Source organism: Pseudomonas sp. 1 R 17 (assembly GCF_900067035.1).
Lineage (GTDB): Bacteria > Pseudomonadota > Gammaproteobacteria > Pseudomonadales > Pseudomonadaceae > Aquipseudomonas > Aquipseudomonas marginalis.
The window spans coordinates 160,660-173,347 of the sequence record NZ_FKLB01000037.1; the positions used below are offsets into that span (position 1 = coordinate 160,660).

14 protein-coding genes are annotated in these 12,688 nt (G+C 59.0%); 10 read left to right on the top strand and 4 right to left on the bottom strand.

The genetic code is table 11. The annotated features are described in order from the left end of the window. Positions 1-10: 10 nt before the first annotated feature. The 4 genes from BFP99_RS12595 to BFP99_RS33260 all read left to right on the top strand — a co-directional run bounded on the left by BFP99_RS12595 (position 11) and on the right by BFP99_RS33260 (position 2,345). Complete coding sequence (locus BFP99_RS12595; protein ID WP_065947363.1) at positions 11-301, top strand: hypothetical protein; 291 nt, start codon at positions 11-13, stop codon at positions 299-301. A gap of 195 nt (positions 302-496) precedes the next feature. Further along, positions 497-925: a hypothetical protein gene (locus BFP99_RS12600; protein WP_065947364.1), complete on the top strand. Its 429-nt coding sequence runs from the start codon at positions 497-499 to the stop codon at positions 923-925. A 59-nt stretch (positions 926-984) separates the two neighbouring features. Beyond that, positions 985-2,019: a hypothetical protein gene (locus BFP99_RS12605; protein WP_065947365.1), complete on the top strand. Its 1,035-nt coding sequence runs from the start codon at positions 985-987 to the stop codon at positions 2,017-2,019. Positions 2,020-2,180: 161 nt separating this feature from the next. Beyond that, a complete protein-coding gene (locus BFP99_RS33260; RefSeq protein ID WP_161985710.1) occupies positions 2,181-2,345 on the top strand; it encodes a hypothetical protein in 165 nt (54 codons plus the stop codon). Between the two features lie 204 nt (positions 2,346-2,549). On the opposite strand, the gene nadB is transcribed toward BFP99_RS33260, so the two are convergent. Continuing rightward, the gene (gene nadB / locus BFP99_RS12610; protein WP_065947366.1) at positions 2,550-4,154 is read right to left on the bottom strand and encodes an L-aspartate oxidase; all 1,605 of its coding nucleotides are present in this window, start codon (positions 4,152-4,154) and stop codon (positions 2,550-2,552) included. 462 nt (positions 4,155-4,616) lie between these two features. On the opposite strand from nadB, the gene rpoE reads away from it, so the two are divergent. From rpoE to BFP99_RS12630, 4 genes are all read left to right on the top strand, one after another. Continuing rightward, a complete protein-coding gene (gene rpoE, locus BFP99_RS12615) occupies positions 4,617-5,198 on the top strand; it encodes an RNA polymerase sigma factor RpoE (protein WP_003172477.1) in 582 nt (193 codons plus the stop codon). 32 nt (positions 5,199-5,230) lie between these two features. After that, on the top strand, positions 5,231-5,818 hold the full coding sequence (locus BFP99_RS12620; protein ID WP_003172479.1) for a sigma-E factor negative regulatory protein: 588 nt from the start codon (positions 5,231-5,233) through the stop codon (positions 5,816-5,818). Positions 5,819-5,834: 16 nt separating this feature from the next. Next, positions 5,835-6,797: a MucB/RseB C-terminal domain-containing protein gene (locus BFP99_RS12625; RefSeq protein ID WP_065928213.1), complete on the top strand. Its 963-nt coding sequence runs from the start codon at positions 5,835-5,837 to the stop codon at positions 6,795-6,797. A 234-nt stretch (positions 6,798-7,031) separates the two neighbouring features. Further along, a complete protein-coding gene (locus BFP99_RS12630; protein WP_065928212.1) occupies positions 7,032-8,468 on the top strand; it encodes a DegQ family serine endoprotease in 1,437 nt (478 codons plus the stop codon). Positions 8,469-8,535: 67 nt separating this feature from the next. On the opposite strand, the gene BFP99_RS12635 is transcribed toward BFP99_RS12630, so the two are convergent. After that, positions 8,536-9,969: a M48 family metalloprotease gene (locus tag BFP99_RS12635; protein ID WP_027604315.1), complete on the bottom strand. Its 1,434-nt coding sequence runs from the start codon at positions 9,967-9,969 to the stop codon at positions 8,536-8,538. A 95-nt stretch (positions 9,970-10,064) separates the two neighbouring features. Between BFP99_RS12635 and BFP99_RS12640 the strand changes: the two genes are divergently transcribed. Next, positions 10,065-10,304 (top strand): sulfurtransferase TusA family protein, encoded by a 240-nt coding sequence (locus BFP99_RS12640; protein WP_010212198.1) that lies wholly within the window; start codon positions 10,065-10,067, stop codon positions 10,302-10,304. Positions 10,305-10,335: 31 nt separating this feature from the next. Next, positions 10,336-11,406, top strand: a complete 1,071-nt coding sequence (locus BFP99_RS12645; protein WP_032888556.1) for an AI-2E family transporter — start codon at positions 10,336-10,338, stop codon at positions 11,404-11,406. A gap of 49 nt (positions 11,407-11,455) precedes the next feature. On the opposite strand, the gene BFP99_RS12650 is transcribed toward BFP99_RS12645, so the two are convergent. Together BFP99_RS12650 and BFP99_RS12655 are read right to left on the bottom strand one after the other, a co-directional pair. Beyond that, positions 11,456-11,929 carry a peroxiredoxin gene (locus BFP99_RS12650; protein WP_065928211.1) on the bottom strand — a complete coding sequence of 158 codons (474 nt, stop codon included), beginning with the start codon at positions 11,927-11,929 and terminating at the stop codon, positions 11,456-11,458. A 10-nt stretch (positions 11,930-11,939) separates the two neighbouring features. After that, positions 11,940-12,500, bottom strand: coding sequence for a glycine cleavage system protein R (locus tag BFP99_RS12655; RefSeq protein ID WP_003172487.1), 561 nt, complete (start codon positions 12,498-12,500; stop codon positions 11,940-11,942). Positions 12,501-12,688 lie beyond the last annotated feature (188 nt).

The window sequence follows — 12,688 nt, forward strand, 5'->3', positions numbered from 1 at the left end:
AGCCACACCCGTGACCTTTGCCGACCAGCTCAACGCATTCTTTATGTCTCCAGCAAGTCGAACCAAGCTGATCACCCTGCGCACCATCTGGCGTGATTGGCATGTCCGAGAACAGGTCATTACCCGTGATGAACATGGTGTGGACTACGAAAAACTTGCCGAGTACCTGAGGTCTACCAATCCGGCCATGGTCGCATTCATTGAGGCCATCGCCACCACAACCAGCATGAATCTTGACGCCGTTATGCGAGCGCCCATGCGCATCCCACTAACCCGCCAACCGATCACTTCCCCGCTTTAACTTTCCGCCGTCCGCCATCGGCACCCGGATCACACCCGCCAAGCTACAGACCCGTGATCGCACTAACTAACCCAAACCCAGAAGATATTGATCATGACCTTGAGAGGCCCGTGCGGCTACTCCTTGCCATCTGGTCACGTTGCCTCTATGCGGCAAGGCCATGAATCAATGTCTCGATGTAGGAGACCCAACACCATGCAACTGAATATCCAAAACGTAACCCCTGAAACTGTCGAAGTACAAGGTCAGGTCGTGGCCCGTGCTTACGCTGAGGGCGTGATGCTGGCTACCTTGATTGCCACAGCGGGAACCAATAAGCCCGCCCAGGAAGTCATCGTAAGCCAGTATCTGGACGCTGGTCTGAGCGCTGCTGCCTTCCCTCAAGTCATTCGAGCCATCCAGGTCCGTAAGGCCCGTGAAGCGCAGGAAGCTGAGAGTCGCCAGCGCGAGGCTCGTGAGCATGAAGAGCGCGTCAGGTCCTACGAGACCTCCCCTTTGGACGAAGCGCGTCGCCGTGCCAAGCGCCACGCCCGTGAAGACCAATACCGAGCTATGGGTAATGCCATTCGTAGCGCCAATGGTCGTAGCGACTTCTCGTCTGCTAATTGGCTTGAGAACAGCTAAGTCTCGCCGTCACGTCGCCCACCTACCTCTACTTCATTCTATTTCAGGAGACCAATTTCATGTCCAAATCTACCGATCACCGCGACCAACGCGACCGCTACACCACGCCGACCTCCTATGAGGCTGCCGTATGGGGCAATGGCGGTAACCTTCAGTTCTCCACCGAGGCCTCTATGGGAGCCCAGGCGACTGACTCCAGTGTTCTGGCCCAGGTCATCACCCAAGCCATGGACGAATTCTTCAATGGTGGCGAGTGGCACGACAACGCTGCCGATGCTATTCCCTGTGAGTTCCGCCCGAAAGGAACCGAGCCGACCCCTGTGCAATTGGTCAACATGGTCAATCGTAACCTTGAGTTCGATCCTCGCCAGTCGATCTACGACACCTCGACCATTGCCAAGGGCGAAGCGGTTGCCGGTGACTTCATCTTCACTGAGCCGACCAATACCGCTGCGTTCTTCTCGCACCGCTTCACCCTTCTGGATGCCCACGTTGTTGCTGGCTTCACTGGCAACGGCATGGAGCAGATGATGGACAAGATGCTGGCCGACTTCGAGAAAGCCTGTGGTTCTACCGTTGTGGACATCCTCATTAAGTCCCCAAGCACCGAAGCCAAGGAGGTCACCATTGCGGGCACCACGCCACGTGATCGTGCTGAGGACTGGATCGACGCTTTGACCATGAGCATTAACCAGTCTGTAGGTAACTCTCTGAGCGACTTCGTGTTGCTGATGCACATGACCGAGCAGGCAATGCTTGAGCGTGCTGCCCAGCGTGCCGGTGTCGAATCCATTGAGGACCTGTTGGGTTGCCGTACTCAGTTCTACTCTGGGTCTGACCGTGGTGTCTTCATGCTGCCTAAGGGCTTTGCCTCGCTGTCGTTCCGCCATGATCAAGAGGGCGACGTATGGAAGATCCATGCGAGCCGCAACGCTGGCGTACAGGGTTGGGACTTTGAGGTAAGCGGCATCGCTGACGTAATGGCTCAGGCCAAGGTCAGGATCAAGCTGGCAAACCCTGAAGACCCAACTGAGAAACTGCAAGTAGAGGTCGTGGACTTCCCGCTGATCACCCGTGTGGTCGTCAAGCCGTAACACCCGCTGTATCCATGAGGTCCGTAATGGGCCTCGTGGGTTGATCTGAGCGTCTATCTAAATGGTGGACCTTCAGATGAACCCATGTGAAATGCGTTGCTATGCAAAATGTGCAGGGCAATGCCCCACATTCTTTATCAGACTTCACGTAGGAGACCGCTATGGCCGCCAAGAAACAATGGTTGGCCGTCCTCAAGGCTATCGCTATGTCGAAAGCCACATGGAAGCTGGTCGGCATCGTAGCGGTTCTTTATGGCTGCGCTCATGGCGAGCTAATCGCTGGACTGGTCGGAGAGGTCATAGCGGATGCGTCTGGAGCCCTTTAAGGATCTGACAGAAATTTCTGAGTGACCACCTGTAACTACTAACCTGCGCGCTTACCCCCGTAGGCCCTCGCACGCTCGCTCAGGCGCACGATAAGGACCCTTGCGGGCAGGCGATAAGGACCCCAGCGTTGGGACAAATGTGCGCCAAAGCTGTTACAAAACGGGGTCCTATGGTGCTACGCTAAGGGCTCTTAACGTGCCTCATTAGGTCGGTGTAAGGATCGTATCCTTCGCCTCTGGCAGCATCCCTGGATAGTCCAGCGTGTAGTGCAGACCCCGAGATTCCTTACGTTCCATGGCAGACCTGATCATCAGTTCCGCTACCTGGGCAAGGTTCCTCAGTTCAATCAGGTCTCTGCTTACTCGGTAGTTGCTGTAGAACTCATCAATCTCATCCAGCAGCAGTCGCACCCGGTGTTGCGCCCGTTGCAGGCGCTTGTTGGTGCGCACGATCCCCACGTAGTCCCACATGAAGCGCCGCAGCTCGTCCCAGTTGTGGGCGATGATCACGTCTTCGTCCGAATCGGTAACCTGGCTGGCATCCCAGCGGGGCAGGGCGGCCGGCACCGGGATGCGCGGCAGTTGTTCGAGAATGTCGGCTGCGGCCGAGCGGGCGTAGACGAAGCATTCGAGCAGTGAGTTGCTGGCCATGCGGTTGGCGCCGTGCAGGCCGGTGAAGCTGGTTTCGCCAATCGCGTACAGGCCGGGTACATCGGTACGCCCATGCTGGTCGACCATCACACCGCCGCAGGTGTAGTGCGCCGCCGGCACCACCGGGATCGGGCCTTTGGTGATGTCGATGTTGAACGCCAGGCAGCGCTCGTAGACGGTCGGGAAGTGGGTCTTGATGAACGCTTCGGGCTTGTGGCTGATGTCCAGGTAGACGCAGTCGATGCCCAGGCGCTTCATTTCATGGTCGATGGCGCGGGCGACAATATCCCGTGGAGCCAGCTCGGCGCGCGGGTCGAAACGCTGCATGAAGCGCTCACCGTTCGGCAGCTTGAGGTGTGCACCTTCGCCGCGCAGGGCTTCGGTGATCAGGAAGCTCTTGGCCTGTGGGTGATACAGGCAGGTGGGGTGGAACTGGTTGAATTCCAGGTTGGCCACCCGGCAGCCCGAGCGCCATGCCATGGCAATGCCGTCGCCGCAGGCGCCGTCGGGGTTGCTGGTATAGAGGTAGACCTTGGCGGCGCCGCCTGAGGCGAGGATGGTGAAGCGCGCACCATAAGTATCCACCTCGCCGCTGGCGCGGTTGAGCACATAGGCGCCGAGGCAGCGTTCGCCCGGCAGGCCCAGGCGCTTTTCGGTGATCAGGTCGACAGCGACGCGTTGTTCCAGCAGTTCGATGTTGGGGCGTTGGCGGGCCTGGTCGAGCAAGGTCCTGAAGATCGCGGCACCGGTGGCATCGGCGGCGTGGATGATACGCCGATGGCTGTGGCCGCCTTCGCGGGTCAGATGGAACTCGAAGCCGCCGTCATCGCTGCCTGCGTGTTCGTCGCGGGTGAAGGGCACGCCCTGGTCGATCAGCCATTGGATTGCCTCGCGGCTATGCTCGACGGTGAAGCGCACCGCGTCTTCGTTGCACAGGCCACCGCCGGCGTTGAGGGTGTCTTCAACGTGGGATTGCACCGTATCGGTGTCGTCCAGCACCGCGGCGACACCGCCCTGGGCCCAGAATGTCGAACCGTTGGCCAGGTCGCCTTTGCTCAGGACGGCAATGCGCAGGTGGCTGGGAAGGGTCAGCGCAAGGCTCAAGCCGGCCGCGCCGCTACCGATCACCAGGACATCGTGTTGAAACTGTTGGCTCATTTGAAGGATTCCGCAAAAAGCGATCCACAGGGCTGGCGCAAACAGGACGCCTGGATCGGCGAATCAAAGGGTCACACGGGCCACTAGTATATAGAGGGGGGGAGCGGCACAATAGCCGGGCATTCGTGGCAATGTGAGATTACGGTGCACGGCTCGGGTAAAATCGGCAGGTTATTGAGGTGGGAACTTTTTGCATAAGCCTCGACTCAATAGCAGGTTGCCCGAAAGCTGGGAAACGTTGAGTTTATTGGCCCGTCGGGAGCATTGGACGCGTCAGAAAACCGACGACAAGATTATTCGCGCAGCCGGCGTTGCCCGCGCTGCGTTTTTCGTGTGTGCCAAATCAGTGCGTGCCGGAAACTTGCTTGAAGGGGGAGAACTTTTGCGAAAAGTCCGAGTCTATGTTTGCAAGCCTGATCGTTTAGTTATGCAAGCCTCCTTCAAGTACAACGAGGAGTGTTCATGCTAACCCAGGAAGAGGATCAGCAGCTGGTCGAGCGCGTTCAACGCGGTGACAAGCGAGCATTTGATCTGCTAGTGCTGAAATACCAGCACAAAATTCTCGGGTTGATCGTGCGGTTTGTGCACGACACCCATGAAGCGCAGGACGTTGCACAGGAAGCCTTTATCAAGGCGTACCGTGCACTGGGCAATTTCCGCGGTGATAGTGCGTTTTACACGTGGCTCTACCGCATCGCCATCAACACGGCGAAGAACTATCTGGTGTCTCGCGGACGCCGCCCACCGGATAGTGATGTAAGTTCAGAAGATGCAGAATTTTACGATGGTGATCACGGCCTCAAAGATCTCGAGTCGCCGGAGCGTGCATTGCTGCGCGACGAGATCGAAGGCACCGTTCATCGCACAATTCAGCAACTGCCAGAAGATTTGCGTACGGCGTTAACTTTACGTGAATTCGATGGTCTGAGTTACGAAGACATTGCGAGCGTCATGCAGTGTCCGGTGGGGACTGTAAGGTCACGGATTTTCCGGGCCCGGGAAGCCATCGATAAAGCCTTGCAACCGTTGTTGCAGGAAAACTAAAGACAGCGGCGACAGCCAAGAGAGGAACCGCCATGAGTCGTGATGCCCTGCAGGAATCGCTGTCCGCAGTGATGGATAACGAAGCGGATGAACTGGAACTTCGTCGAGTGCTCAACGCATTTGATGATGCCGAAACCCGTGATACCTGGTCTCGTTACCAAGTCGCTCGGGCGGTGATGCACAAGGATCTTCTAATCCCTCGTCTGGATATTGCTGCGGCCGTTTCTGCCGCGCTGGCTGATGAAGCCGTTCCGGCAAAAGCTGCTCGTGGCCCTTGGCGCAGCCTGGGTCGCCTGGCAGTGGCTGCCTCGGTGACTGTTGCAGTGCTGGCCGGTGTTCGCCTGTACAACCAGGACGAAATCGCCGGGGCCGAACTGGCCCAGCAGACTCAGCAACCGGTCATGGCCGGTCCGCAAGTCAAAGGCCCAGCGGTACTGGCCGGCTACAAGGAAAGCTCCGACACCACCGGCCCTATGGCCAACGGTGTGCTGCAAGGGCAATCCGGCTGGCAGGACCAGCGTCTTCCAGGCTACCTGCGCCAACACGCACAGGAATCCGCCTTGAAAGGCACTGAAAGCGCTCTGCCATACGCTCGCGCTGCAAGCCTGGAAAACCGCTGATCCGTTAAGGAGCCCTATGCGCGCCATACCGCTCCTTACGTTATTGCTCAGTGGTTGGTTTGCACTCCCCGCCCATGCCGACGAAGCCCAAGACTGGCTGACTCGACTTGGGCGTGCAGAGCAGCAGCAAAGTTTCCAAGGTACGTTTGTCTACGAACGTAATGGCAGTTTTTCTACCCACGACATCTGGCATCGCGCCCAGAATGGCCAGGTCCGTGAGCGGCTCTTGCAGCTTGATGGTTCTGCCCAGGAAGTCGTTCGCGTAGATGGCCGCACTCAGTGCGTCAGCGGCACTCTTGTCGCCGGCCTGGGCAATTCGCGTGATGCGCCCTCGCGCGCCCTCGATCCGCAAAGACTCAATCAATTCTACGAACTGGCCGTTATCGGAAAGTCTCGCGTGGCCGGTCGTAATGCAGTGATTGTGTCTATTACACCCCGTGATCAATACCGCTACGGTTTTGAGCTGCACCTTGATCGTGAAACCGCGCTGCCGCTCAAGTCCTTGTTGCTGAATGATCAAGGGCAGTTGCTGGAGCGCTTTCAGTTCACTCGATTGGACACCTCCACCACGCCTAATGATCGCGACTTGCAGCCTAGCGGCGAATGCACCTCCATCGCCGTCGGCGATACCAAGGCAGCGGCCGTAGAGGCCACCGAGGCGTGGCACTTGGAGTGGTTGCCGCCAGGCTTTCAGCTGACCAATAGCAGTGCCCGCAAGGATCCCCATACCAAGGCCACGGTCGACAGCCTGATGTATGAAGATGGACTGGCGCGCTTCTCGGTGTTTCTCGAACCGATCAGCGATGTGAGCGTGACCGAGACTCGCACCCAATTAGGCCCTACGGTTGCTGTATCTCGTCGCTTGAATACGGTAGATGGCGAAATGATGGTGACTGTGGTCGGCGAAATACCTATTGGCACTGCCGAACGCATCGCACTGTCGGTGCGCGGTGAAAAAAAGGCCACCCCCAAGCCGTGAGTCGTTAATCCTATGTTCATCCAGATCTTTCACAGTACGTCCATGCCAGGTTGGCTGCCGAGAGCATGAAATGTCTGGATCAGCATTTTCACTTGCAAAAATCTCCCATGTTTTTTATAGGTCAGGGCTTGTTGGCCCTGGCCTTGTTTAGTTCGCGGAACAAAGATGTCGTTCGCAGTTTTCGGCGTTTCTTGAACCCTGTCGCTCAACCCTGCTCGTCGTAACGGGAGCTGTATGTCGATACCACGTTTGAAGTCTTACCTATCCATAGTCGCCACGGTATTGGTGCTGGGTCAGGCCGTGCCCGCGCAAGCGGTCGAGTTGCCTGACTTCACCCAATTGGTTGAGCAAGCCTCGCCTGCCGTGGTGAACATCAGTACCACCCAGAAGCTGCCGGATCGCAAAGTCTCCAACCAGCAGATGCCTGACCTGGAAGGCCTGCCGCCGATGCTGCGCGAGTTCTTCGAGCGTGGCATGCCACAACCTCGTACTCCGCGTGGCGGCGGTGGTCAGCGTGAAGCGCAGTCCCTGGGTTCGGGCTTCATCATCTCGCCAGATGGCTACATCCTCACCAATAACCATGTGATTGCCGACGCCGACGAGATCCTTGTGCGCCTGGCTGATCGCAGTGAGCTGAAAGCCAAATTGGTCGGCACCGATCCGCGTTCCGACGTGGCCTTGCTGAAGATCGAGGGCAAGGACCTGCCGGTGCTGAAGCTGGGCAAGTCCCAGGACCTGAAGGCGGGGCAGTGGGTGGTAGCCATAGGCTCGCCGTTTGGTTTTGACCATACCGTTACCCAGGGTATCGTCAGTGCCATTGGTCGCAGCCTGCCGAACGAGAACTATGTGCCGTTCATCCAGACCGACGTGCCGATCAACCCGGGCAACTCCGGTGGCCCGTTGTTCAACCTGGCGGGCGAAGTGGTGGGGATCAACTCGCAGATCTACACCCGTTCCGGTGGCTTCATGGGGGTCTCGTTCGCCATTCCTATCGACGTGGCCATGGATGTTTCCAATCAGCTGAAAAGTGGTGGCAAGGTCAGCCGTGGCTGGTTGGGTGTGGTCATCCAGGAAGTGAACAAGGACCTGGCTGAATCCTTCGGCCTCGACAAGCCGGCGGGCGCCCTGGTCGCGCAAATCCAGGATGACGGCCCGGCTGCCAAAGGCGGTCTGCAAGTGGGCGACGTGATCCTGAGCATGAACGGTCAACCGATCGTTATGTCGGCCGACCTGCCGCACCTGGTTGGCGCACTCAAGGCCGGCAGCAAGGCCAAGCTGGAAGTGATTCGTGATGGCAAGCGCCAGAATGTCGAGCTGACCGTGGGTGCGATCCCTGAAGAGGGCGCGACCCTGGATGCCCTGGGTAACACCAAACCGGGCGCCGAGCGCAGCAGCAATCGCCTGGGCATTGCGGTGGCCGAGCTGACTGACGAGCAGAAGAAAGCCTTCGATCTCAAGAGCGGCGTGGTGATCAAGGAAGTGCAGGACGGCCCGGCAGCGTTGATCGGCCTGCAGCCTGGCGACGTGATCACTCACCTGAACAATCAGGCGATTGAGACTACCAAGCAGTTCACCGACATCGCCAAGGCGTTGCCGAAGAACCGCTCGGTATCGATGCGCGTGCTTCGCCAGGGGCGTGCCAGCTTCATTACCTTCAAGCTGGCCGAGTAACCCACCCGGCCAATAAAAAGCCCCGCCTTCGTTTTACGAGGGCGGGGCTTTTTTGTGGGCGATGGGTTTAGCCCATCATGCCTTTAACCAGGCGCTCCTGTTCGATCAACTCACGCTGACGTGCATCGATACGTGACGACAACGGGAAATTGCTGCCGGCGCGACGTTTGGCAAAGTCCAACTGCTGAATCGCCTGCTGGAAGTCGCCCACCAAAGCAAAGTATTCGGCGCGAGCCTGATGCAGGCCGATGATATTGCCCGACAAGCCACGGGTCTCGGCGACCTGGTACCACACATCCGGATCGTCCGGGCGAGACTTGAGCAAGCCATCCAGGGCCTTTTCCGCATCGGCGGTGCGATTCTGTTTAAGCAGCAGATCTACCCGAATCTGATTCAGCGGGTAGTTGCCGGGGTATTGGGTCAGCATCCGATCCGTGCGTTGCTGGGCATCGGGCAGGTGGTTGTTGTCGATGTCCAACTGGATTTGCGCCAGGTTGTAGGTGATGTCGTTGGGCGCCTTGGCCAGCAAGGGTTGCAGGCTTTCCCTTGCCTGCTTGAACTGGGAGGCTTTGATCTGGGCGATGGCCAGGCCATAGCGCGCCACGTCGTTTTTAGGATTTTCGTCCAGTTGCGCCTGGAAGCGCTTGGCGGCGAGTCCGGAGGTGTCTTCGTATTGCAACTGTACCCGCGCGCGAATCAATTGGTAGCGCAGGCTGTCTTCCTTGCCGCCGGCCTTGGCTTGTTCCGCGCGGTTGCGGGTGTCGGCGATACGCGATTCGGTCACCGGGTGAGTCAGCAGGAATTCCGGCGGCTTGGCGTCGAAGCGATACTGACGCATCAGGCGTTCGAACATGGTTGGCATGGAGCGCGGGTCGTAGCCGGCTTTCTCCAGGTTGACGATGCCGATACGGTCCGCCTCCTGTTCATTCTGGCGAGAGAATCGTCGTTGTTCCTGGATGGCCGCGGCCTGTGTGCCGGCGATTGCGGCGATCCCGGCATCCCCGGCACCGGCGGCGGCCGCAATGATGCCGCCGAGGAGGGCGGCCATCATCGGGATCTGCATGCGCTGCTGCGCCTCGACACCACGGGCGAAGTGACGCTGGGACAAGTGAGCCAGTTCGTGGGCCAGCACCGACGCGTATTCCCCTTCGGTCTGGGCATTGAGAAACAGGCCGCCGTTCACGCCGACGATACCGCCGGGTGCGGCGAAGGCGTTCAGTTGCGGGCTGTTGATCAGGATGAATTCCAGGCGCCGGTCATTCACCTGGCTGGTTTCCACCAGCTTGTACACGCTGGTTTCGACGTAATCCTTGAGCTGCGGGTCGTTCAACTGCGAGACCTGGCCCCGTAGGTAGGCCAGCCAGGCGCGGCCCAGCTGATATTCCTGTTGCGGCGAGACAATGGCAGAACTGGCGTCGCCAAGTGACGGCAGGTCGTCAGCGAAGCCTGGGGAGGCCAGCAGGCAAGCCAGCGTCAGCAGGGTAGGGCGCAAAAAAGTCATGCACAGAGCCTTTCGACAAAGAGCTTACTGTAGCCGGACACTGAGCTTCGGACCAGATATTCTAAGCACCCCGAATGCGTGCCCGGAGTAAAACCATGACCGACGCTGTAGCCTTTGATGCCGAACTCGATGCCAGCGGCCTCAATTGCCCGTTGCCTCTGCTCAAGGCCAAGCTGGAACTCAATCGATTGGCCAGTGGCGCTGTGCTCAAGGTGATCGCCACCGACGCAGGTTCCCAGCGTGATTTTCGTACCTTCGCCAAGCTGGCCGGCCATACCCTGCTGCATGAAGAAGACGCCGCCGGTGTGTACCGTTACTGGTTGCGCAAGGCCTGAACCGTTTGCCCCTACCACCCGAGGTTGATTGATGTTCAAAGTGTTACGAGACTGGATCCAGCGCTACTTCTCCGATGAAGAAGCCGTGGTGCTGGCGGTCCTGCTGTTTCTGGCCTTTACGGCCGTACTCACCTTGGGAGGCATGCTGGCGCCGGTACTGGCGGGGATGGTGCTGGCTTACCTGATGCAGGGCCTGGTCACCACCCTGGAGCGTTTACGCTTGCCGGGCGGCGCAGCTGTGGGCCTGGTATTTGCCTTGTTCATGGGGCTGCTGGTGGTGTTTATTGTCGTGGTGTTACCGCTGCTGTGGCACCAACTGATCACGTTGTTCAACGAGTTGCCGGGCATGCTCGCCAAGTGGCAGTCGCTGTTGCTGCTGCTGCCGGAGCGCTACCCGCATCTGGTGTCGGACGAGCAAGTGCTGCAGGCGATAGAAGTGGCACGGGGCGAAATCGGAAAGTTCGGGCAATGGGCGCTGACCTTTTCCCTGTCCAGCCTGCCGCTGCTGGTCAACATCATGATCTACCTGGTGCTCGTACCGATCCTGGTGTTCTTCTTCCTCAAGGACCGCGCCATGATCGGGCGTTGGGTGAGCGGCTATCTGCCGCGCGAACGAGCGCTGATCACCCGGGTGGCCGAAGAAATGAACCGACAGATCGCCAACTACATTCGTGGCAAGGTCATCGAGATCATTATCTGCGGGGGCGTTACCTACATTGCGTTTATCGCACTGGACCTCAACTACGCCGCCTTGCTGGCACTGCTGGTGGGGATTTCGGTGGTGGTGCCGTATGTCGGTGCCGTGGTGGTGACGGTGCCGGTGACCTTGATCGCCTTGTTCCAGTGGGGCTGGAGCGACCAGTTCATCTACTTGATGGCGGTCTACGGCATCATCCAGACCCTGGATGGCAACGTGCTGGTGCCGCTGCTGTTCTCGGAGGCGGTCAACCTGCACCCGGTGGCGATCATCTGTGCAGTGCTGTTGTTTGGTGGACTGTGGGGATTCTGGGGGGTGTTCTTTGCGATTCCCCTGGCGACGCTGTTCAAGGCCGTGCTGGATGCGTGGCCGCGGCAGGAGCCGGTGGTGGCACCTTTGTTGTAAGGGTAGGCGCGAATCACTGCTTCATCGCTGCAGTGATCCGCGCTACAGATCAGGCCTTGTTCAATGCCTGGGCTGCGGCCAGAACGGCGTCCACATGGCCCGGCACTTTCACGCCGCGCCATTCCTGGCGCAGCACACCGTCCTTGTCGATCAGGAAGGTGCTGCGATCCACACCCAGGTATTCCTTGCCGTACAGCTTCTTCAGCTTGATGACGTCGAACAGTTGGCAGACCGCCTCATCCTTGTCGCTGATCAGCTCGAACGGGAATTCCTGCTTGCCCTTGAAGTTCTCATGGGACTTCACGCTGTCGCGCGACACGCCAAACACTTCGGTGTTGGCGGCCTTGAATGCTGCGTACTGGTCACGGAAACCCTGGCCTTCGGTGGTGCAGCCCGGGGTGCTGTCCTTCGGGTAGAAGTAGATCACCACTTGCTTGCCCTTGAGGGCGGCAAGGCTGAAGGTCTGGCCGCTGGTGGCCTGGGCTTCGAAATCGGCGACCGGTTTATCGATGACTACCGCCATGATGACTTCCTTACATTGGGTTCTGTGGGCGCCACGGCTCGATCAGCGCGTCGAGGTTCAGGGCATCGGCGAAATCCAGGAACTGGTCGCGCAGCCAACTGATCTGCACGCCGGCCGGCAGGGTCACGGTGAAGGTGGCGTTGAGCATGGTGCCGCCGGTTTGCGGGGCCTGGTAGGTGTCGCAGGTCAGGTTCTCCAGTTCGACGTTATGGTCGATGAAGAACTGGCACAGCTCATTGACGATGTCCGAGCGGTAGGCCGAGCTGACATACGCCACATAAGGAAGCGCCTGCGGGCGATTTTCCAGGGCGGCGCTGCGCACCACGTTGACGGTGAAGTCGTGCTTCTTGGCCAGGCCCGGCAGGCCGGTCTCCAGGCGCGCCAGGGCATCCCAGGTGCCGGAAATCTGCAGGACCAGCGCACTGCACTCGCCATGGCGGGTCAGGCGGGAGGTCACCACGGCACAGCGGTTTTCATGGCTGGCGCGGCACAGGACGTTGGTCAGCTCCATGGGGTTGGCGCCGAGGGCACTGATAACAAGGAATTGTTCGCGAACTGTGGGGGTGGACATGCAGCCTTCCTAAAACGATGAGCGGTCGATACTGTGAGGGCTGTATCGATCAAAGCATGAAGGGTAGCGAAAAGCGTCGCCAAGGGATAGGAGGTGGCGTTTTCATTGCGTGATCCGCCTGATTTTGCCCAGCCTCAACCCGTGCTTTGGCCCAATGATGGCATTGCCCGTCGTTTAGTTGCGCCAGA